Annotated in this window: 17 protein-coding genes; 11 read left to right on the top strand and 6 right to left on the bottom strand. The window is 60.6% G+C overall.

All coding sequences use genetic code 11. From position 1 onward, the window contains the following. The first annotated feature begins 250 nt into the window (after window positions 1-250). Window positions 251-1,468, top strand: a complete 1,218-nt coding sequence (locus ASE04_RS27220) for an MFS transporter (RefSeq protein WP_056825334.1) — start codon at window positions 251-253, stop codon at window positions 1,466-1,468. Here the strand turns inward: ASE04_RS27220 and ASE04_RS27215 are convergent. Beyond that, window positions 1,439-1,846: a winged helix-turn-helix transcriptional regulator gene (locus ASE04_RS27215; protein ID WP_056825332.1), complete on the bottom strand. Its 408-nt coding sequence runs from the start codon at window positions 1,844-1,846 to the stop codon at window positions 1,439-1,441. The genes ASE04_RS27220 and ASE04_RS27215 overlap by 30 nt on opposite strands. Window positions 1,847-1,949: 103 nt before the next feature. On the opposite strand from ASE04_RS27215, the gene ASE04_RS27210 reads away from it, so the two are divergent. Together ASE04_RS27210 and mgtE are read left to right on the top strand one after the other, a co-directional pair. Continuing rightward, on the top strand, window positions 1,950-2,963 hold the full coding sequence (locus ASE04_RS27210; RefSeq protein ID WP_056825330.1) for a zinc-binding alcohol dehydrogenase family protein: 1,014 nt from the start codon (window positions 1,950-1,952) through the stop codon (window positions 2,961-2,963). Window positions 2,964-3,261: 298 nt separating this feature from the next. Next, window positions 3,262-4,638 carry a magnesium transporter gene (gene mgtE / locus ASE04_RS27205; RefSeq protein WP_056825328.1) on the top strand — a complete coding sequence of 459 codons (1,377 nt, stop codon included), beginning with the start codon at window positions 3,262-3,264 and terminating at the stop codon, window positions 4,636-4,638. 30 nt (window positions 4,639-4,668) lie between these two features. On the opposite strand, the gene ASE04_RS27200 is transcribed toward mgtE, so the two are convergent. Beyond that, the gene (locus ASE04_RS27200) at window positions 4,669-5,142 is read right to left on the bottom strand and encodes an Lrp/AsnC family transcriptional regulator (RefSeq protein WP_056825326.1); all 474 of its coding nucleotides are present in this window, start codon (window positions 5,140-5,142) and stop codon (window positions 4,669-4,671) included. Window positions 5,143-5,286: 144 nt separating this feature from the next. On the opposite strand from ASE04_RS27200, the gene ASE04_RS27195 reads away from it, so the two are divergent. Beyond that, window positions 5,287-6,195, top strand: a complete 909-nt coding sequence (locus ASE04_RS27195) for a DMT family transporter (RefSeq protein WP_056825324.1) — start codon at window positions 5,287-5,289, stop codon at window positions 6,193-6,195. A 52-nt stretch (window positions 6,196-6,247) separates the two neighbouring features. Here ASE04_RS27195 and ASE04_RS27190 read toward each other — a convergent pair whose 3' ends face one another. Both ASE04_RS27190 and ASE04_RS27185 read right to left on the bottom strand, forming a co-directional pair. Further along, window positions 6,248-6,763: a GNAT family N-acetyltransferase gene (locus ASE04_RS27190; RefSeq protein WP_056825322.1), complete on the bottom strand. Its 516-nt coding sequence runs from the start codon at window positions 6,761-6,763 to the stop codon at window positions 6,248-6,250. A gap of 9 nt (window positions 6,764-6,772) precedes the next feature. Then, window positions 6,773-8,437: an electron transfer flavoprotein-ubiquinone oxidoreductase gene (locus ASE04_RS27185; protein ID WP_056825320.1), complete on the bottom strand. Its 1,665-nt coding sequence runs from the start codon at window positions 8,435-8,437 to the stop codon at window positions 6,773-6,775. Window positions 8,438-8,688: 251 nt separating this feature from the next. Here ASE04_RS27185 and ASE04_RS27180 point away from each other — a divergent pair, with 251 nt between their 5' ends. The 6 genes from ASE04_RS27180 (at window position 8,689) to ASE04_RS27155 (ending at window position 16,820) form a co-directional block, all read left to right on the top strand. Beyond that, window positions 8,689-9,477 carry an SDR family oxidoreductase gene (locus tag ASE04_RS27180; protein ID WP_056825317.1) on the top strand — a complete coding sequence of 263 codons (789 nt, stop codon included), beginning with the start codon at window positions 8,689-8,691 and terminating at the stop codon, window positions 9,475-9,477. A gap of 220 nt (window positions 9,478-9,697) precedes the next feature. After that, window positions 9,698-10,972 carry an efflux RND transporter periplasmic adaptor subunit gene (locus tag ASE04_RS27175; RefSeq protein ID WP_056825315.1) on the top strand — a complete coding sequence of 425 codons (1,275 nt, stop codon included), beginning with the start codon at window positions 9,698-9,700 and terminating at the stop codon, window positions 10,970-10,972. Next, complete coding sequence (locus tag ASE04_RS27170; RefSeq protein ID WP_056825312.1) at window positions 10,969-14,085, top strand: efflux RND transporter permease subunit; 3,117 nt, start codon at window positions 10,969-10,971, stop codon at window positions 14,083-14,085. Before ASE04_RS27175 ends, ASE04_RS27170 begins: the two co-directional genes overlap by 4 nt. 170 nt (window positions 14,086-14,255) lie before the next feature. Beyond that, on the top strand, window positions 14,256-15,548 hold the full coding sequence (locus ASE04_RS27165) for an Hsp70 family protein (protein WP_056825311.1): 1,293 nt from the start codon (window positions 14,256-14,258) through the stop codon (window positions 15,546-15,548). Between the two features lie 61 nt (window positions 15,549-15,609). Next, window positions 15,610-16,476 carry a uracil-DNA glycosylase gene (locus ASE04_RS27160; RefSeq protein WP_056825831.1) on the top strand — a complete coding sequence of 289 codons (867 nt, stop codon included), beginning with the start codon at window positions 15,610-15,612 and terminating at the stop codon, window positions 16,474-16,476. Between the two features lie 152 nt (window positions 16,477-16,628). Then, complete coding sequence (locus tag ASE04_RS27155) at window positions 16,629-16,820, top strand: hypothetical protein (protein WP_056825308.1); 192 nt, start codon at window positions 16,629-16,631, stop codon at window positions 16,818-16,820. A gap of 39 nt (window positions 16,821-16,859) precedes the next feature. On the opposite strand, the gene ASE04_RS27150 is transcribed toward ASE04_RS27155, so the two are convergent. Further along, window positions 16,860-17,726: a hypothetical protein gene (locus tag ASE04_RS27150; protein WP_056825306.1), complete on the bottom strand. Its 867-nt coding sequence runs from the start codon at window positions 17,724-17,726 to the stop codon at window positions 16,860-16,862. A 219-nt stretch (window positions 17,727-17,945) separates the two neighbouring features. After that, window positions 17,946-18,875 (bottom strand): DMT family transporter, encoded by a 930-nt coding sequence (locus tag ASE04_RS27145; RefSeq protein WP_056825304.1) that lies wholly within the window; start codon window positions 18,873-18,875, stop codon window positions 17,946-17,948. Between the two features lie 333 nt (window positions 18,876-19,208). On the opposite strand from ASE04_RS27145, the gene pepN reads away from it, so the two are divergent. Continuing rightward, complete coding sequence (pepN, locus tag ASE04_RS27140; protein WP_056825301.1) at window positions 19,209-21,848, top strand: aminopeptidase N; 2,640 nt, start codon at window positions 19,209-19,211, stop codon at window positions 21,846-21,848. Window positions 21,849-21,850: the final 2 nt, after the last annotated feature.

The raw sequence follows: 21,850 nt of genomic DNA, 5'->3' as shown, positions 1-21,850 counted from the left end.
TGCCGCTTAGAGATGGTTCTTGTCGCCATGATTTCAACAATCACCGCCAGTCGCGCCTGCCGCGCATGGCACGTATGCACTATTAAAGGTGCTGCACTGCAAAGAACGCAGAAGACGCCCGCCGCCAAATCGTCGATAAGTGTCCAATAGGGCAGAATCTCCCTTTTCCTTTCATATCCGCTTTTCCGGCCGGCGTTTGCCGACGCTTTCATGTTGCCGGACACCTGACATTGCATGCCGAGGAGCTCGCGTGAGCCAGATTGCCGTAAACGATTCCATCGATTCCGATTCCGCAGTTGAGGCGCCCTCGCCCATGGCGGTTGCTCTCGTCCAGCTGGCACTTGCCTGCGGCGGATTCGGCATCGGCACCGGCGAATTTGCGATCATGGGCCTGTTGCCCAACGTGGCGGGGACATTCTCGGTTACCACGCCGGAGGCGGGCTACGTCATCAGCGCTTACGCCCTCGGCGTCGTCGTCGGTGCTCCCGTCATCGCGGTTCTCGCCGCGAAGATGGCGCGGCGCTCGCTGCTTCTGCTGCTGATGGCTATCTTTGCCGTGGGCAATATTGCGAGCGCGATGGCGCCCACCTTCGAAAGCTTCACGCTGATCCGTTTCATTACCGGTCTGCCGCACGGCGCCTATTTCGGTGTCGCCGCCATCGTCGCGGCATCCATGGTGCCTGCGCACAAGCGCGCACGTGCGGTCGGCAGGGTCATGCTCGGCCTGACCATCGCAACCCTGCTCGGTACTCCCTTGGCGACCTTCTTCGGACAGTCGCTCGACTGGCGCGTGGCGTTCACGTCAGTTGGCATCATCGGCCTCGTCACCATGGCCTTGATCTGGTACTACGTGCCGCGCGACCAGGTTGCCGAGGGCGCCAGCTTCCTTCGTGAACTCGGCGCGTTCAAGCGTCCGCAGGTTCTGCTGACACTCGCCATCGCAGCCGTCGGCTACGGCGGCATGTTCGCGATGTTCAGCTATATCGCCGACACCACGACGAAGGTCGCGATGCTGCCGGAAAGCATGGTTGCGGTAATGATGATCCTGTTTGGTGTCGGCATGAACGCCGGTAACGTCATCGGATCCTGGCTCGCCGACAAGTCACTGATGGGCACGATTGCCGGTTCCCTGATCTTCAATATCGTCGTGCTGTCGCTCTTCTCCCTGACCGCGACGATCCCGGTCATGCTCGCGCTCTGCGTCTTCCTGATCGGCTGCGGATTTGCGGCCGGACCTGCCTTGCAGACCAGACTGATGGATGTCGCCGCGGATGCCCAGACCCTGGCCGCAGCGTCGAACCATTCCGCCTTTAACATCGCCAACGCGCTTGGCGCCTGGCTCGGCGGGCTCGTGATCGCCGGGGGATACGGTTTTGCGGCGACGGGCTATGTCGGCGCCGCCCTGTCGTTCCTCGGCATGTTCGTCTTCGCGGCTTCGCTACGCCTCGACCGGCGCGAACGCAGCTAACTCTCGCTCCGCTACGACATCCCGCAGCCTGCGCCCGTCAGGATGGCAGAAGACATTCTGCTCTCCCCACACGGCAAGCGCCTCGATGACGGGGCGCATGGTGTCCCCAAGCGCCGTCAGCGCATATTCGACGCGCGGCGGCACAACGGCAAAGACCGTTCGCGACACCAGCCCTCCATCTTCCAGTTCCCGCAGTTGTTTGGTCAGCATGCGCTGCGTAATCGCAGGCAGCTTGCGGCGCAGCTCATTGAAGCGCAACGTTCCGTCCATCAGGTGAAAAAGGATAACGCCTTTCCATTTCCCATCGAGGAAACTGAGCGTTGCTTCGACAGGACAACCGGGAAAGTTCTTGGTGAGCTTTGCTCGGGGAAGCGACATCCTACGGTATCCTTTTTGGTACTACGTACAGAATTTGTGCATTCTTGTGCCTTTGACACTTAGGTCGCATCTAGCATGCGTGCAACGCAACAAGGAGCTCACCATGCGCGCCGTCGGCTACAAAACCTCACAACCCATTTCGGCGGAGACATCGCTGATCGACATCGAGCTGCCGGTGCCCGATGCAACCGGGCACGACCTTCTGGTTGAGGTGAAAGCTGTTTCGGTCAATCCAGTGGATGTGAAGGTGCGCGCCGGTGTGACGCCGCCTGATGGCCAACCGAAGATTCTTGGCTGGGATGCCGCAGGCATCGTCAAGGCGGTCGGGCCGGATGTCGCTCTCTTCAAGGTCGGCGACGAGGTCTTCTACGCGGGATCGATCGCCCGCCAAGGTTCCAACGCCGAGTTTCAGCTCGTCGACGAGCGCATCGCCGGCCACAAGCCCAAGACGCTCGACTTCGCGGCCGCAGTCGCCCTACCGCTGACCTCGATCACGGCATACGAGACGCTCTTCGACCGCCTGAAGGTGCGCGATGCTGTTCCCGGCGCGGCGAGAGCGATCCTGATCATCGGGGGAGCTGGCGGCGTGGGCTCGATCGCCATCCAGATTGTCCGTGCGCTGACTGACCTCACCGTCATCGCAACCGCGTCGCGACCGGAGACACGGGATTGGGTAAAGCAACTCGGCGCGCATCACGTCATCGATCATTCACAGCCGATCGCCAAGCAGGTCGCGGCGCTCGGCATCGGCGCGCCGGGCTTCATCTTCTCGACGACGAACACGAGTGATCATCTGGCGGATATCGTGGAAGCCATTGCGCCGCAGGGGCGTTTTGCGCTGATCGACGACCCGAAGGCGCTCGACGTGGTGCCCTTCAAGCGCAAGGCTGTCTCCATTCACTGGGAGCTGATGTTCACTCGGCCGCTCTTCGGAACACCCGACATGATCGAGCAGCATCGGCTTTTGAACACTATCGCCAACCTCGTCGATGCCGGTGAGATCAGGACCACGCTCAGCGAAACCGTTGGAACGATCAATGTCGCCAACCTCAAGCTTGCGCACACCATGGTGGAAAGCGGCAAGATGAAGGGAAAGGTCGTTCTGGAAGGCTTCTGAGTTCGCTCAAGCGGCGGATCACTGACATCGCTTGATACCGAGCACCGGAATGCCGCATTGAGCCGGTGCGGCATTCTGGCGTCAAGCATCTAGGGCGCTTGACTTTTCCGACTTTCGAGACCACGTACAGCCTACGTGGAAGGCGCGAGCTTTCCGCGGATATCAACGGAGCCATCATCACGATGCCAAGCGACAGTAGCAGTCGATTGCCTTTGCCGTACGCGGCCCTCGTGCGCTGACCTGACTCTGTCGGGCTCGCCCGTTGGACGCTACGGCGGATCGACGGAAAGGCGAGCTTATGAACATCAATCGCTTCCCATTGCGGGCGGGCCATGCCGCTCGTTTCTTCAGCAGCGACCACCTCGGACCAATCACCACGGCCGAGCGCGTCGAGCAGCTGAATACACTGGAAATATCCGAAGCAGCAGCAATCCTGGTTACGCTGCCGCAGCAAAAGGCCGTGCGCATTCTCGGGCGACCCGAGTTGCATCACGCAGCAGCAATCCTTGCCGACATGCCGGCCGAGCACGCCGCACGGCTGCTGAACGCCCTGGCGAACGACCGCGTTGCCGATCTTTTTCAGGAAATGAACGAGACGGCTCGCGCTCATCTATTTTCACGACTCGATCGGACGACCTGCCTCGCCGTCCAGCACCTGATGGGCTACCCGCCCCGCACTGCTGGCAGCATCATGACCACGGAATTCGTCAGCGTCCCGGACACCTGGACCGTCGAGCAGACGCTGGAGCACGTCCGCAAGGTCGAGCGGTCGCGCGAGACGGTTTATGCGATCTATGTGCTCGATGCAGTCAGCAGCGTGCTGACGAGCGTCGTCACATTGCGCCGCCTCATCACCGGCGATCCCGGTGAATCCGTGCTGACGGTTGCGCAGAAGGAAGGGGTTGTGCGTGCCGATCCGCTGATGACGCAGGAGGATGTCGCCCGGCTGATCCGCAAGCACAATCTGCTCGCCCTGCCCGTCGTCAGCGATGACGGCCACATGCTCGGCATCGTCACGGTCGACGACGTGATCGACACGATGATCGCCGACCAGACCGAAGACGCCCAGAAGTTCGGCGGCATGGAAGCACTTGGCAAGCCATACATGAAGATCGGCTTCGCCGGGATGATCCGCAAACGCGCCGGCTGGCTCTGCGCCTTGTTCCTCGGCGAAATGCTGACGGCGAGCGCCATGCAGCATTTCGAAGGCGAGCTGGAGAAGGCGATCGTGCTGACCCTGTTCGTGCCGCTGATCATGAGCTCGGGCGGCAATAGCGGGTCGCAGGCAACATCGCTGATCATCCGGGCACTGGCGCTTGGGGAACTCAAGCTTTCCGACTGGTGGCGGGTGCTGTTGCGCGAACTGCCGACCGGCATCGTGCTCGGGGCGATCCTCGGCCTCGTCGGCTTCGCCCGCATCGTGCTCTGGCAAAGCATCGGGCTCTATGACTACGGCGAGCATTGGGTCCTGGTCGGCGTGACCATCTTTGCCGCATTGATCGGCATCGTCACCTTCGGCTCGCTGGCCGGCTCCATGCTGCCTTTCGTGCTGCAGCGGCTGCGGCTTGATCCGGCAAGTGCTTCGGCGCCGTTCGTCGCAACACTCGTCGATGTGAGCGGGCTGGTGATCTACTTCTCGGTCGCGCTGGCGATCCTCAGCGGGACGCTACTCTAAGCATGAAACGGGGCCTTTTCGGCCCCGTTTTCATTTCGATTCGGGCAACTTCAGCGCTCCGTGGGTCTTCATGCTGCGAATGGCGAAGTTCGAGCGAATGTCGCTGACGTTAGGCAAAGTCAGCAAAGTATCGGTCAGCAACCTCTCGTAGGCCGCCAGATCCTCGACCACGACCTCAGCCAGAAAATCGGCGGTTCCGGAGATCAGAAAGCACGAGACGACCTCGGGGATGGCAAGAAGTGCCGCCTCCTGCGCCTGTGCGTTCTCGCGGGTGTGGTGAGCGACCTTCAACTCGACGAAGACCGTCAAGCCGAGGCCGACTTCCTTGCGGTCGATGTCGGCACGATAGCCGCGGATGACGCCTGTCTTTTCGAGGTTGCGGATCCGCCGCAGACACGGCGATGGCGACAGGTTGACCTTCTCGGCAATCTCCACGTTGGTCGCCCGGGCATCCTCTTGCAGGCACCTCAGGATCGCCAGATCGAATTTATCCAGATTTGGCATGATCAATAAAATCCTTGTGGCATTTTGGCAGATAATTGCCCACACTAGTCTTCTGGTGGCAGAGATAGCAAGGACATGCCTCGCCGTTTCCGCCTAATCTTCTCTCAACCGGACAGCTCCGGACGATCATGAGAGGAGACATCGATGAGTGCCGTAACCTTCACCAGCAACGAAAAATCCACCTCGACGACAGTCGGATATGCCGGTGCCGTCGTCACGGTTCTGATCTGGGCCGCATGGATTCTTGCAACCCGCCACAGCGCGGCGACGCAACTGACGACTGTTGATATCGGCTTGATCCGCTACGGCATTCCGGCATTGGTGCTGGCGCCCGTCTGGTTGAAGACGGGACTGCTGCCGAAGGGCGTGCCGGTCGCGCTGCTCGCCACGATGGTCGCAGGCGCAGGTGCGGTCTTCTTCCAGCTCACCACGTCGGCCATTCACTCCACGCCGGCATCGGCTGCCGGTATTCTGCTCGGTGGCTCCATGCCGCTGGCGACGGCGCTGATCGGCGTAGTGGTTTTCCGCGAACGGCCTGATGTCATGCGCGTTCTCGGCCTTGCCGCGATCGTGGCCGGCGTTGCGATCCTGCTGGTGCGTAGCCTTGCGGGCACGGCCCTGCCATGGAGCAGCTTCGTCCTCTTGCCGATGGGCGCCATTCTGTGGGCGAGCTACACGCATGCCTTCCGACGCTCCGGCCTGACTGCGGTACAGGCAAGCGCGCTGATCGCGATCTGGTCTTTCCTGGTTCATGTGGGCCTGGCTGTCATCTTCGGCACGTCGATCGCCAGCGCGCCACTTGGCGAAATCGGACTGCAGGTATTGAGCCAGGGTGTTCTTTCTGGCCTTGCCGCGACGGTCGCCTACGGTCTTGCCGTCCATGCGCTTGGCGGCACACAGGCAGCGGCTTTTACGGCGATCACGCCGGTACTGGCAACGATCGGTGGAGGCATGCTGCTGGGAGAGGACATCGGCATTGCGGAGATTGCAGCGGCCATAGTTACCGGGCTCGGCGTCGCGCTCTCGACCGGCATCGCCTCGCGCAAGCGATAATGCCCCATGGTTTGGGCCGGCGCCTATCCGCCGGCTCAATCACGTCAAGTTGTCAGAGAGTGAGAACCATCGCGACGCGTCGCTCCGCATCCATCCCGACGGAAACTTCGTGCTCCAGCTTTTTCCGCAAGAACTGCGGCATTGCCTCGGCACCCGGCAACACAAAGCCGAGGGAGGCATAGAACGGCGCGTTGAATGGAACGTAGCGGTCGGTGGTCAGCGTCAGAGATGATAGCTGGCGTGTCCGGGCCAACGCAATCGCTGCCGACATCAGCTGCCGTCCGACACCCTTGCGCTGCCGGTCCCGGCAGACATCCAGTTCGATGATGTAGAGCGCGCCTTCGATCTCCTCCGCCGCGAGAAAGCCGACCGGACGATCGCCTTTATCAGCGGCGACGAGCAGCAGGCCCGCATCCAGCGACCCTTGTAGCACATCCCGCGGCAGGGCATGCGCGTCGCGGGCAACGCCAAGCGCCTCCGCAAGCGTTGCGAAGGCGTCGATTTCGATCTCGGTCAGGCGCGGCAGTTCTTCGAGGCGCGCCTGCCGCATATTGAAGGCGCTGCTCATTCCTGCATCCTACATATTCGGATAGACCGGCCCCTCACCGCCCTGCGGCGGTACCCAGTTGATGTTCTGGTTGGGGTCCTTGATGTCGCAGGTCTTGCAGTGGACGCAGTTCTGGGCGTTGATGACGTAGGTCTCCTTGCCGTCCTTCTCCAGCCACTCGTAGACCCCGGCCGGACAGTAGCGGGTCGAGGGACCGGCATAGATGTCGTGCTCGGACGAAACCTGCAGCGCCATGTCCTTCACCTGCAGATGCACCGGCTGGTCTTCCTCATGGTTGGTATTCGAGAGGAACACCGAGGAGAGCCGGTCGAAGGTGAGAACACCGTCAGGCTTCGGATAGGCAATTGGCTTGTGCTTGGCGGCCGGTTCCAGCGAGGCGGCATCGGTCTTGCCGTGCTTCAAGGTGCCGAAGAGCGACAGGCCGAAGAGCTGGTTGGTCCACATGTCGAGACCACCGAGCGCGACGCCGATGGCCGTGCCGAACTTCGACCACAGCGGCTTGACGTTGCGCACCCGCTTCAGGTCCTTGCCGATGTCGCTCGACCGCCAGTCATTCTCGATCTCGACGACCTCATCATTGGTGCGACCGGCGGCAATCGCAGCGGCGATCCGCTCCGCCGCCATCATCCCTGACAGCACCGCATTGTGGCTGCCCTTGATGCGCGGCACGTTGACGAAACCGGCCGAGCAGCCGATCAGGGCGCCGCCGGGGAAGGACAGCTTCGGCACCGACTGATAGCCGCCCTCGGTGATCGCACGGGCGCCATAGGACAAGCGCTTGCCACCCTCGAAGGCACCCCGGATCGACGGATGCGTCTTGAAGCGCTGGAACTCCTCGAAGGGATAGAGGTAGGGATTCTTGTAGTTGAGATGCACGACGAAGCCGACGGCAACGAGGTTGTCTTCCAGGTGATAGAGGAACGAGCCGCCGCCGCTCTTCATGCCGAGCGGCCAGCCGAAGGAGTGCTGCACCAGGCCTTGCTTGTGGTGCTCCGGCTTTACCTGCCAGAGTTCCTTGATGCCGATGCCGAATTTCTGCGGTTCGCGATCCCTGGAGAGATCAAACTTGGCAATCAGCTGCTTGGCGAGCGAGCCACGCACGCCTTCTCCAACAAGTACATACTTGCCAAGCAGTTCCATGCCGCGCGTGTAGTTCGGGCCGGGCTCGCCGTTTTTCTCGATACCCATGTCGCCGGTGGCGACACCGATGACCGCACCCTCGTCGTTGTAGAGCACTTCGGTCGCGGCGAAACCGGGATAGATATCGACGCCCAAGGCTTCCGCGTGGCCCGCCAGCCAGCGACAGACGTTGCCGAGGGAGACGATGTAGTTGCCGTGATTGCTCATCAGCGGCGGCATCAGGATATTCGGCAGACGGATGGAACCGGCAGGGCCGAGCAGCAGGAAGTGATCGTCCTTGACCTCGGTCTTGAACGGATGATCGGCTTCGTCGCGCCAGTCCGGCAGCAGTCGGTCGATGCCGATGGGATCGACGACGGCACCCGACAGGATATGGGCGCCGACCTCGGCACCCTTCTCCAGCACCACAACGGACAGTTCCGGATTGACCTGCTTCAACCGGATCGCAGCCGACAGACCCGCAGGACCGCCACCGACGATCACGACGTCGAATTCCATGCTTTCGCGTTCGGGCAGTTCAGTCGTGTCGGTCATGCATCCATCTCCGCTTGGCCGACATTGCGGCCATATTCCCCGTCATAAGGTTATCTCTTGTCAAAACGCAGAAGCGTTGTCGAGCCGGGAAGCGACAGCCAATCTCCCATTTCGCGCAATGCTATTCCTCCACACAAACAAATAGAACGCATCTTACGTTAACGTCAATATTCTATCGTGCGATTGATGACTCGGCCTTTCCTTCACGGGCCCGGACGTCCTATAGATCGACGATAGCATGGAGTCTGAAAATGGATCTTGGAATCAAAGGAAAGCGGGCGCTGGTCCTGGCTTCGTCGCGTGGTCTCGGTCGCGGAATTGCCGTCGCCTTGGCGCGCGAGGGCGCCAACGTGCTGCTCTGCGGTCGAAGCGGCGAGACGCTTGAGGCAAACTGTGCCGCCATCAACGCAGAAGGGAAGGGAAAGGCGGACTGGGCGTGGGCCGATCTCTTCGACGAGAACTTCGTTGCGACGGTCAGCGCTGCCGCCAATGCCAAGCTCGGGGGTATCGACATCCTGGTGAACAACACGGGTGGTCCGACGCCCGGAAATACCGAGGAGATGACTCCGGAGAAGCTGGAGACCTACTTCTTCTCCATGATTCTTCGCGTGATTTCGCTGACCAATACCCTGCTTCCGGCGATGAAGGCCCAGCAATGGGGCCGGATCCTGACCGTTGCATCGTCAGGCGTTATCGAACCGATCGCGCAGCTGGCGTTATCCAATACTCTGCGCCCTGCCCTTGCCGGATGGAGCAAGACGTTGGCGGCCGAGGTCGGCAAGCATGGAATCACGTCGAACCTGCTGCTTCCCGGCAGCATCCTGACAGACCGCCTCGACGACCTTGATGGCGCGGCGGCAAAGCGCACCGGCGAAAGCCTCGATGCGATCCGCAGCCGGAAAGAAGCAGCCATCCCCGTTGGACGCTACGGGACGGTCGACGAGTTCGCGGCGACGGCGGCGTTCCTCTGCAGTCAGCAGGCGAGCTACATAACCGGCAGCCTGGTGCGCTGCGATGGCGGCGCCGCGCGATCCGTCTGATTAGAAAAGAGAATTGCGCTCGCCGCTCAATGTGGCGGGCGCGGTTGCCGAAGACGCTCAAAGCATCTATTATATTAGCAAATCATTTCATTACAAAAATTTAAGCTATTATAACCACTTAGTGATGGTCGGCGGCGAATTGTGTCGTTTTTGCGCCGTAATAAACGTGGTTCAATACGGGCTGAATATTTGCGCAACCTGCCTAAGACCGGTCTTAACCATGAAGAAGCTTTGGATAACCGTTTGTATCATTGCCGCTGCCGGCGCTGGCGCCTGGCAATATAAGGACCGTATTCCCTACCTTTCAAAATTTACTGCCAAAGCGACGCAGCAAGCCGACGCCAACGGGCACGCGAGCGGCGGCGACGGCGCTCAGCAAGGTGGAGATCAGAAGGGCGGAAAGGGTCACAACCGCGGTAGCGGGGGGCCGACCCTGGTGAAGACCGTTGCGGCAACAAAGGCCATCCTGCCACGTGACGTGACGGCTTCCGGCTGGGCCGACGCCGATGACAACACCACGATCGCTGCACAGGAACAAGGTCTCGTCACGGAGATCGTCGCCACAGATGGCGCGACCGTCAAGGCTGGTGACCTGATCGTCAAGCTGGACAACCGGACAGCCCAGGCCACGGTCGACAAGGACAACGCAATGATCGTCCGCGACCAGGCGACAGCGCAGGAATCCGAAACGGCACTTACCCGTGCTGCCGACCTGTTGAGCTCGAAGGCGGGCACCCAGCAGACCTACGATCAGGCCAAGGCCGCGCGCGACACCGCCGCGGCGACCGTACAGGCCGACAAGGCCTCCGTCGCATCCGACAAGATTCTTCTGGAACATACGGAAATCCGGGCGCCGTTCGACGGTCGGCTGGGGGACATTGCCGTCAGCCCTGGCGCTTTCGTCAACGCCGGATCGCAGATCGTCACGATCGCGAAATACGATCCGATCTACGTCAAGTTTCATCTGCAGGAAGGCGACCTTCGCCAGCTCAAGCAGTCGATGGCGGCAGGACCGGTGGACGTGACGACCGTTCCCCGCTCCGACAAGGGCAAGCCGCGCAAGGGGCACATCAGCTTCTACGACAATACGGTCGATTCAGCGTCCGGCACGATCCTGGCGAAAGCCAAGTTCGAGAATGCTTCCGGCGCGCTCTGGCCCGGGCAGTCCGTCAACATCGTCGTCCACTTCAATGACAACCAGCAGCAGATCGTCGTGCCGACCGTCGCTGTCAGCCCTGGCGCCAACGGCTTCTTCTCGTTTGTCGTGAGGGACGGAAAGGTGCAGCTGACGCCGGTAACCGTTGCGCGTGCGAACGGTGGCTTCAGCGCGATCTCCAGCGGCCTTTCCGAAGGCGACCACGTCGTTGTCGAAGGCCAGGCCCAGCTTGTCGATAAACAGCCGGTCAAAGAGCAGTTCGACGACAAGGCGCCCAATGTCGCTGCGGCGAACGAGACGGCCAAGACCGAAACCATCGTGGCGGGTACCGAGGAATGATACCGAATTTCTGTATCCAACGACCTGTTGCGACCACACTGCTGGCGATCGGCGCCGTCCTTGCGGGTCTAGCGGGCTACCAGCTTGTGCCGGTTGCGGCACTTCCGCAGGTCGATTTTCCGACGATCAACGTTTCCGCTGCCCTGACCGGCGCCTCGCCGAAGACGATGGCGACATCTGTCGCGACGCCGCTGATCAAGCAGTTCGAGACGATCCCCGGAATCAGCGAGATCAGCGCCACGAACTCGCTCGGCAATACCAGCATCGTGCTGCAGTTCGATCTGAACCGCAACATCGATGCGGCGGCCGCCGACGTGCAGGCGGCGATCTCGCATGCGACGCGCCAGCTGCCCGACAACATGACGACGCCGCCCAGCTACCGCAAAACCAATCCTGCCGATGCCCCCGTCATGCTGCTTGCCGTGCAAAGCGATACTATGCCGCGCAGCAAACTCGACGATATTGCCGAGAACATCATCTCGCCGTCGCTGGCGACACTTCCCGGCGTGGCCGAGGTCAGCGTTTTCGGCGCTCAGACCTACGCCGTGCGCGTCGAAGTCGATCCCAACAAGCTGCTCAATCGCGGCATCGGTATCGACGCGGTCAACAAGGCTTTGGTTGCGGCGAACAGTCAGGTGCCTGTCGGCACGCTGCAGAACGACAGCCAAAGCATGACGATCAATGCCGATACACAGCGGACAAATGCGGCCGAGTTCCGCTCGCTCGTCATCGCCAACCCTGGCGGGGCGCCTATCCATCTCGGCGACGTTGCCGACGTGCAGGACAGCGTCGAGAACCTGAACACCGGTAGCTGGTATGACGGCAAGCGCAGTATCCTGCTCGCGATTCAGCGCCAGCCAGACGCCAACACGGTCGAGGTGGTCGATGCGATCAACGCAAAGCTGCCGGCTCTGCACGCGGAAATTCCCGCCTCCGTCACCACGACGGTCATGAACGACTCGGCAAAACCAATCCGCGACGCGATTGCCGACGTCAAGTTCACGCTGCTGCTGACGATCGGCCTCGTGGTGCTGGTCATCTACCTCTTCACCGGCCATCTGACGGCGACCATCATTCCTGGTCTTGCCGTGCCTCTGTCGCTGATAACGACATTCGGCATGATGTACGTGCTCGGCTACAGTATCGACAACATTTCCCTGCTCGGGCTGACGCTAGCGGTCGGCCTCGTCGTCGACGACGCGATTGTCATGCTCGAAAACATCCTGAGGCACGTGGAAGACGGCATGCCCGTGCTTCAGGCGGCCATCAAGGGGGCCGGGGAAGTCAGCTACACCATCGTTTCGATGTCGGTGTCGCTGATCGCGGTGTTCATTCCGATCCTTCTCATGGGCGGGGTCGTCGGCCGCATCTTCAACGAGTTCGGCATGGTGGTTGCGATCGCGATCGTTGCCTCCGCGATCGTGTCGCTGACGGTGACGCCGATGCTGGCATCGCGGCTCGGCAGCGGCCACGAACGCCCGCCGATTTTCATTCGATGGTTCGATGCCGGTTTCGACTGGACGCTACGAGGATACGAACGAGCCGTGGGATGGTGCCTTGCGCACCGCCCTGCGATCCTCGGACTATTCCTCGCTTCGGTGGGGCTCACGGTCTATCTGTTCATGACCCTGCCCGCGAGCTTCTTCCCAACGGAAGATATCGGCCGCCTGTCGATATCGACACGCGCCCGCCAGGACATTTCCTACCCCGCCATGCAGGAGCTTCAGAACCAGGCCGCGGCTCTGGTGAAGCAGAACCCGGCCGTCAATCACGTCATGTCGATCGTCGGTGGCAATGCGCGCAGTCCGCTGAACAACGGCACCATGTATGTCGAGCTGAAGGACAAGGACCAGCGTCCGCCGCTTGATCAGACATTGAGGGAATTGCGCGCAAGCATCGGGAAGATCGCCGGCCTTCAGGCCTTCATCACGCCACAACAAAGCCTGCGTTTCGGCGGCCGGCAGACGGCCAGCCAGTACCAGCTGGTCATACAGGCCCTAAGCGCCGACCAGACGAACCTGTGGGCGGACAAGATCCAGCAGGCCATGCACGCCGATCCGCGGTTCACGGACGTGACCTCCGACGCGCAGAACAATGCACTGCAGGCCGATATCGTCGTGGATACCGAGAAGGCCGCGGCGTTCGGCATCACCGACGATCAGCTTCGGACCACATTACAGGAATCGTTCGGCGGTTACGCAGCGGCCCAGATCCAATCGACGGGCGAAAGCTATGACGTTCTCGTCGAATACGACACCAGCAAGCCTTGGGATGATCAGAAGCTGCAGGACATCCGCGTCGCCTCCAGCAGCGGCGCGCTGGTGCCTCTGTCCAACTTCGCAACGGTTCGCCGCACGACCGGGCCGGTGACGATCAACCAGACGGGCCAGCTGGTTTCGACCACCGTATCCTTCAACCTGCCGGCCGGCGAATCGCTTGGCGATGCAACGGCGGCGATTGACCAGATCAAGAAGGATATCGACATGCCGACGGACATCTTCACGTCCTACGGCGGCACGGCGCAGATCTTCGAGCAGTCGCAGCGCAACACGCCGCTCCTGATCCTTGCAGCGGTGCTGACAATCTATGTCGTGCTTGGCGTGCTGTATGAGAGCTTCATCCATCCGCTGACGATCCTGTCTGGCCTGCCGGCGGCGGCTCTCGGCGCGCTGCTGGCGCTTAAGGTCATGGGCTTCGATCTGTCGATCATCGCCCTGATCGGCCTTCTCATGCTGATCGGCATCGTCAAGAAGAACGCCATCATGATGATTGACGTGGCGCTGGAGAACCTGCGCTCCGGCACCGGAATGTCGCCGTCGGAGGCAATCCACGAAGCCTGCGTCCGGCGTTTCCGGCCGATCATGATGACGACCTTCTGCGCGCTGCTCGGCGCATTGCCCATCGCCCTCGGCACAGGCGCGAGTTCGGAACTTCGCCAACCGCTCGGCATCGCCGTGGTCGGCGGCCTGATTGTGTCGCAGGCGCTCACCTTGTTCATCACGCCTGTCATCTTCGTCGAGATGGGCAGACTGAGCGACTGGCTGCTCGGCCTCGGCCGAAAGAAGACGCACGAGGAACAGGAAGAGCCACCTCGGGCGATCGCCGCCGAATAAATGATGAGCGGGCGCCGATGGCGCCCGTTTCATTTTTCAAACCATCTCTTGAACAAGACAAGGCGCTGTGGCATCACGCGCGCTCTTCAAATACGGGCGTGCCCTTGCCGCCCTTGGCGGAGCAGTCGCTCCTGTCTCAAACAACACGATCGGCTTATGGAGGTGCGAGCATGGCTCAGGCGCTTGGTTTGGACTTCGGCACGACGAACACTGTCATCGCAATGGCCGATGGACGCGACACACATTCGATGCGTTTTGAGAGCGCGGCTGGCATCAGCGACAGCATGCGTACAGCCCTCTCCTTCATGAAGGACGCCCACCTCGGTGCGTCGGCGCTGAAGGTCGAGGCCGGGCATGCGGCGATCCGCCAGTTCATCGACAATCCCGGCGATTGCCGCTTCCTGCAATCGATCAAGACGTTCGCGGCCAGCGCCCTCTTCCAGGGCACATTGATTCACGCCAAGCGCCACAGCTTCGAAGATCTCATGGAGGTCTTCATTCGGCGGCTGAAGCACTATGCCAGCGACCACTGGCCATCTGATGTGTCCCGCATCGTCGCCGGCAGACCCGTCCATTTCGCCGGCGCCAGTCCGGATCCCGCACTTGCCACCCAGCGCTACAACGAAGCGCTCTCGCGATTCGGCTTTCCTGAGATCCACTATGTCTACGAACCGGTCGCTGCGGCGTTCTATTTCGCCCAGCACTTGACGTCCGACGCAACGGTCCTCGTTGCCGACTTCGGCGGGGGTACGACCGACTATTCGCTGATCCGCTTCGAGACGAACGGCGGCAAGCTGTCGGCAACGCCGATCGGTCATTCGGGTGTCGGCATCGCCGGCGATCATTTCGACTATCGGATGATCGACAACATCGTCGCGCCGCAGATCGGCAAGGGCAGCCACTTCAAAAGCTTCGACAAGATATTGGAAGTGCCCACCAACTATTACTCGAGCTTCGGCCGATGGAACCAGCTGTCGATCTTCAAGACGTCCCGCGAGTTCAACGACCTGAAGAAGCTGGTGCGCACGGCGCTTGAGCCCGACAAGCTCGAGATGTTCATCGATCTCGTCGAGCACGACGAGGGTTATCCACTCTATCAAGCCGTTTCCGCGACCAAGATGGCGCTGTCGTCGTCAGACGAGGCCGGATTCGATTTCGGCCCGCTCGGCCGTGGCGGTCATCGCACCGTCACGCGCTCCGATTTCGAGGCGTGGATCGCAGACGACCTCGCCAAGATCGAGGGTGCTTTGGACGATGTCCTGCAGAAGACCAACACGCCGGCCTCTGCAATCGACAAGGTCTTCCTGACAGGAGGGACCTCGTTCGTGCCAGCAGTCCGCCAGATCTTCACCAGGCGTTTCGAAACCGACAAGATCGAGACCGGTGGAGAACTGCTCTCCATCGCACACGGTCTCGCATTGATCGGCGAACGCGACGATATTGATCAATGGACGGTGCAATAGCGGCTTGGACGCCCGCGTCGGGCTTTCCTTGCTGCGACCGCTTCGGTAAGCTTCGGACATGATCTCTTCCGCCAACGATCTTTCCGCAGGACAACTTTCCGCCCTTCTGCATTTCTACGCAGATGCCGGCGTGGAATGGATGCTGGAAGAAGAAGCCGTCGATCGCTTCGCCGAGTTCGACGCGTTGAAGAGCGCGCGCCGGTCTGCTTCAGCGGCCGCACCGCAGGTCGATAACCAACAGGCACCGTCACGCACGTCCCCTGCCCCGCGGCAGACGCCGCAGCCCGAGCGCGTACCTGGCATGCCACAGCCCGCCATCCCGGATGGCGAGGCGGTGCAGCAGGCGCGCTTCGCCGCGGAGACGGCGCGCTCGCTGACGGAACTCAAGACGGCGATCGAAGCATTTGAAGGCTGCAATCTAAAGCGTAGCGCGCGGTCGACGATCTTCGCCAGCGGCGACGCCTCAAGCCGTATCATGCTTATCGGCTCCGGCCCCGGCGCCGACGACGACAGGGACGGAGCGCCGTTCGCGGGACGCCCCGGACAGCTCCTCGACAAGATGCTGGCGGCAATCGGTCTCGACCGCGCGCAGATATTGCTGACGCAGGTCATCCCCTGGCGCCCGCCGGGAAACCGGGTTGCTTCCTCAGTTGAGATGGAGATCTGCCGTCCCTTTATCGAGCGCCAGATCGCCCTCGCCGAACCAAAAGTGATTCTCTTGCTCGGAAATTTCGCCGCGCGCGTCTTCCTCGGCGAGAACGACACGATCCATGGCCTCCGAGGTCAATGGCGAGAAATCGCTGCCGGTGGACATATTGTTCCGGCAATCGCCACCCTGCATCCGCAGGATCTCCTCACCGCGCCAATCAATAAACGCTTGGCGTGGAACGACTTACTGGAATTCAAGCGGAGAATCGCAGATCTCTAATCTGCATTAAAAATAGACAATTCTAAATCTTTTATGAAATAAGCCATGCAAATTGCGCATATCTGTTTCGTATTCTTATGCGTTGCAAAATCTATGGTGCACTGCAATATTAGCGATGTGTCTTGGGAGGAATCAGAACAGGATCCAAGGCCATGAGCACACCTTTTCGTACAACGCATTGCAGGTTTGAAACCCTGCGCCTCGCGAGCAACCGCGCTCGCACCACACAGAGCTACAGCCATTCCGGCTTTGCCACGAACGAGCAGATGACCGCTCGCGGCACCGGAACGAGCAGCCGTATCGCCCGGCCTGCGGCGATCTTTGCTGATTTCCAGCAATACTGAGGTAGACGTGACTTGCCGGCGACACGCCGGCAATACGGTCTATTTCACAGTCGCTTTCGCCCATTCAAAGGCTTCATCGACATAGGCGAACTTTATCGCCTGCCAGCGGCAGTACTCATCGACAAACTGGCGCGAGATCAGCAGCAACGGTTTCCGCGACGTTGACGGCTGCTGCCACTCCAGGCATCCCTGCTGCACAGCCTTCGCAATCAGCCTCTGCATATGCGTGCGCGACATCATGAAGTCGGCCGCAAGCGTCCGGCTGTCGATCGGCCCCACCATGAAATGATCAGGATCATCGCCGTCGAGATCGATTTGCGACATGAAGTGATCGACGATGAGGCCGCCCGCGTCGTTCCAGAGAAACAGGGCGACCTTTTCGTGAGGCTCCCGCCAGCCAGCATCCCGAAGGCAGTTTCTGGCGATTCGTGGCTGCATGGAGCGTATCCAGTGCGGATGCGCTTCGAATTGCGGCGCGCGATCACCCCCGTCAAGCATGTCGAGCGCACATAGATTGGACCATAGCCAACTCGTCATCGCCTGATGGCTGACTTCGGCCGGCTCATAGTGGCGTGGCCGCTTGCGCTGATCTCCCGGTTCGCAGGCGATGAAGCGATAAGTCAACAATTCGTCGATGAAACTCAAAACGGTGTTGCGGCTTGCCACCTTGAACGAAGTAATCTCGCTTGCAAGGCCCACGGCGGTAAAACCCGAGGCGGGATTGGCCATATCGCGCTCCATGGACAGAGCGTAGGCCATCTGCGTCAGCAGCCAACGCTGCTGGGAAGCAAGCAATCTTGCCAGACGCGGGCCTGCTTCGAACATGCCGCGCATTCTGCCTGCATGAAAACGAATACCGAGAATGAATTTCGGATGGGCGGCCAGTTCATCGGCATTCAGCGACATGTTTTTCCCGGCATCCCCACACGCAGAGTTCCAGCAACCGGAACCGCCGCCGTCGTCCCTACCGAACATGCAGCTGCGCAAATAAATGACTTTTGTTCATCTTCAGTAAGCACGGCTTGGACACCGACACCAGCCATGAATTTCATGAAGTCGTTTTACGCGTACGGAAAAGTCGCGAAACCGATACATTCGAGAGATCAATATTTTAGCGCTGATGTTTCAGGCGCTGAGATCACGCGCGCTACGTCGCTGGAGCTCCAGGCGATGCTCCCGGTATATGATGAATATGCCGGCTGCGACGATAACCGCCGTGCCAAGCAGCATGCTTGAGGTCGGCACTTCCTCGAACAGGAAATAGGCAATGACGCCGCCGAGCACTATCGAGGTGTATTCGAAGGGGGCAACCGTGGAGACGTCGGCGTGGCGATAGCTCTCGGTCAACAGGATCTGCGCAACGCCGCCGCAGAAGCCTGCAGCGATCAAGAACAGTTGCGGCTCGAACTCGAGGATGTCCCAGCCGAACGGCAACGTCACCAGCGACATAACCGAGGCGGTGATCGAGAAGTACAGAACGATCGTTGACGTCTTCTCTTCCTCGACCAGCTTGCGCACTTGGATCATCGCCATGCCGCCGAGGACCGACGCCAGAAGGACCGTCACGGCGCCGATGGCCTGTTCGGTCTGCACGCCGCCCTCACGGAACAGCGTCAGCTTCGGCCAGGAGACGATCGAAACCCCGACAAGGCCGATGATGACCGCCGTCCACCGGTAGATCCGAACGGTCTCGCCCAGAAAGAGCGCTGCAAACACCACGGCCACCAAAGGTGTTGCGTAGCCAAGCGCGATGGCTTCCGGAAGTGGCAGGTGTATGAGCCCATAGAAACCCAGGCCCATCGAAATGATCCCGAGAGTTCCCCGCTTCAGGTGTCCGATGGGGTTCGATGTATAAAAGGAACTGCGCAGCTGCCCGCGATAGGCGAGATAGGCCATGATCGGAAACAGCGCAAAGAATGACCGGCAGAAAGTCACCTGCCCCGGCTGGATCCCGGTTCCGGCTAGCTTGATGAAGGTCTGCATCGCAACGAAAGTGACCACCGACGCCACCTTGAACGCGATGCCTCTCATTGGATTTTCGAAAACCGACCCCATCGGAAGCTCGCATTCTTGCAGGCGGGAGAACGCATCAGACTCGACGCCTGGAGAGTGTGGCAGCGCTTGCCGGCAAATAACAGACCCATTGCCAAATAATTGTCGATACGTGCTTTTTCGTTCGCGGGGTGAGCAGATTGGCGTCAGGCACGGAACGCCACTCAGCCCGTTTCGCCAAGTATCTCTCTCGCGCCGACGCAATCAAAACTTAGACGCAGCGCGTTTCGCTTTAGCTTTGGTTCAGATTTTAATGTAATTATCCGCATCCCAGTCTGCGGGAGAGCTCCCAACTCCGCCTGCGACAGCATCGTATAAAGGCCTTCAGGGAACACCATGCGCACAGACAGCGGCCAGGTCATCAATCTGGCAGATTATCGCCCCACCGACTTCGTTCTGGAGCGTGTGGACCTGACCTTCGAGCTGGACCCGACAGAGACAAAGGTCGAATCCCGATTGATCTTCCATCGGCGCGAGGGCGCCGACACGGCTGCACCGCTGGTGCTTGACGGTGACGAGTTGGCTTTGGCCGGCTTGCTCTTCGACCAGATCGAAATGGCGCCTGACCAATACACGGCGACGCCGGAGAGCCTGACTGTTCGAGGCCTCCCGGAATCGGAACCCTTCGAGCTGACGATCACCACGATCATCAACCCCGAAGCCAACACCAAGCTGATGGGGCTCTATCGTACCGGCGGCATCTACTCCACGCAGTGCGAAGCCGAAGGTTTCCGCAGGATAACCTATTTCCCGGATCGGCCCGACGTGCTGGCGCCCTACACTGTGAATATCATCGCAGACAAGGCCGCCAACCCTCTGCTCCTGTCGAACGGAAATTTCCTCGGCGGCGCCGGCTACGGCGAAGGTAAGCATTTCGCTGCCTGGTTTGATCCGCACCCCAAGCCGAGCTACCTGTTTGCGCTTGTGGCGGGCGACCTCGGCGTCATCGAAGACACCTTTACGACCATGTCCGGCCGCGAAGTCGCCCTGAAGATTTATGTCGAGCATGGGAAGGAACCCCGCGCCGGATACGCCATGGATGCGCTGAAGCGTTCCATGAAGTGGGACGAGGAAGTTTTCGGGCGCGAATACGACCTCGATATCTTCATGATCGTCGCCGTTTCCGACTTCAATATGGGCGCGATGGAGAACAAGGGGCTGAACGTCTTCAACGACAAGTATGTCCTTGCCGATCCCGAAACCGCGACCGACGCCGACTACGCGAATATCGAAGCGATCATTGCGCACGAGTATTTCCACAACTGGACCGGCAACCGCATCACCTGCCGTGACTGGTTCCAGCTGTGCCTGAAGGAAGGCCTGACGGTCTATCGCGATCACGAATTCTCGTCCGATCAGCGGTCCCGCCCCGTCAAGCGTATTGCAGAAGTTCGGCACCTGAAATCCGAGCAATTCCCGGAAGACGGCGGGCCGCTCGCCCATCCGGTGCGGCCGACGCAATACCGCGAAATCAACAACTTCTATACTACGACCGTCTACGAGAAGGGCAGTGAAGTTACCAGAATGATCGCGACCTTGCTCGGCAAGGACACGTTCAAGAAGGGAATGGATCTCTACTTCGAACGACACGACGGTCAGGCTGTCACCATCGAAGACTTCGTCAAGTGCTTCGAGGATGTCAGCGGCCGCGATCTCACGCAGTTTTCTCTTTGGTACCAGCAGGCAGGTACACCGCTGGTCACCGCTTCCGGCAGCTACGATGGGGCGGCGAAGACCTTCACCCTGTCGCTCGAACAGATGATCCCGGCGACACCCGGCCAGACCGACAAGAAGCCGATGCATATCCCGCTCAGCCTAGCGCTGTTTGCTGAAGACGGCGCTCAGTTGCAGCCGTCGTCGGCCAGCGGCGCGGAATACGCTGGAGAGATCCTGCATCTTACGGACCGAGCGCAAACCGCGGTCTTCCATGGCATCGCATCTCGTCCGGTGGTATCGATCAATCGCAGCTTCTCCGCACCGATCAAGCTGCACTTCGATCAGACGGCTGCCGATCTTGCTCTGCTGGCGCGTAACGAAACCGATCATTTCGCCCGCTGGCAGGCACTGACCGACCTGGCATTGCCGACCCTACTGAAGGCAGCGCGCGACGGACATTCCGCGTCCGCCGATCGTACATTCGTCGACACCCTTTTGGCGGCTGCGGCCGACGACAGTCTGGAACCGGCGTTCCGCGCTCAGGCTCTGGCTCTACCGAGCGAATCCGACATCGCCCGTGAACTCGGCGGCAACAACGATCCGGACGCCATTCATGCCGGACGCCAGGCGATCATGAAGCAGGTTGCCGATGCCGGCCGCGACGTTTTCCTGAAGCTGCACGAGACGATGCTGACCCCGGGCGAGTTTGCGCCTGATGCGAAGAGCGCCGGACGGCGTGCCCTTCGCAATACCGCGCTGGTCTACCTCTCCTATGCCGAAGCCTCCCCATCGCGAGCAAAAGCGGCATTCGATGCAGCCAACAACATGACGGACCTGATGCAGGCGCTGACCATTCTGGCGCACCGCTTCCCCGACAGCGCGGAAGCCGCTGACGCGCTTGAGACGTTCCGCGACCGGTTTGCCGATAATGCGCTCGTGATCGACAAGTGGTTCTCCGTCCAGGCGACCATTCCCGGCGCAAAGGCGCTCGACCGCGTAGTCGAACTCATGGAAAATCCTCTTTTCATTGGGACGAACCCGAACCGGGTTCGATCGCTGATCGGGACCTTCGCTTTCACGAACCCGACGGGGATCGGACGGGCCGATGGAGAGGGCTATCGTTTCCTCGCCCGCGAGATCCTGGACATCGACGCTCGCAACCCACAGTTGGCCGCGCGCCTACTGACTTCCATGCGTTCCTGGCGCTCGCTGGAGCCTGTTCGGGCGGAGCATGCACGCAAGGCACTCGCGGAGATTCAGCAGTCCGACAAGCTCTCCACAGACGTTCGCGACATCGTCGAACGGACGCTGCAAGGGTGATT

This window comes from Rhizobium sp. Root708 (genome assembly GCF_001429725.1).
Taxonomy (GTDB): domain Bacteria; phylum Pseudomonadota; class Alphaproteobacteria; order Rhizobiales; family Rhizobiaceae; genus Rhizobium.
This window is presented reverse-complemented; position numbering and strand designations above follow the sequence as displayed.